Genomic DNA, 341 nt, shown 5'->3' on the forward strand with positions numbered 1-341 from the left:
AGGAGCAGCTGACCGTGAGCGGCCGGCAGGCGGGTGAGGACGAGGTTTCGGGTCTGGCCCGGCACTGGGCGAGGCTCGACGCCGGGCGGCTGCTCACCAGCCGTGCGCTGCAGCGCCTGCAGGACCGGGAGCCGGACATCGCCGAGGCGTCGCTGGCCAAATGGCACAACTCCGACACCGCGCAGAAGATCGCGTGGTGGTCGCTGGAACGCCTGGGTCTGCCGGTCGCGGCGGGCGGACCGCCGTCCTCACCTACCGAGGTGCTGGAGGCGGCCTACCGCGAGGCGGCCGGCATGACCATCTCAGGCGGCGCCTCCGAGGTGCTGCTCGAAATCGTGGCA

At 72.1% G+C, this 341-nt stretch carries 1 protein-coding gene; it reads left to right on the forward strand.

Annotated elements, in window-relative coordinates; all coding sequences use genetic code 11:
- On the forward strand, positions 1-341 hold a 341-nt coding region (locus RH94_RS41275), incomplete at both ends, for an acyl-CoA dehydrogenase family protein (protein ID WP_234425672.1).

Source organism: Streptomyces kebangsaanensis, assembly GCF_001906585.1.
Lineage (GTDB): Bacteria > Actinomycetota > Actinomycetes > Streptomycetales > Streptomycetaceae > Streptomyces > Streptomyces kebangsaanensis.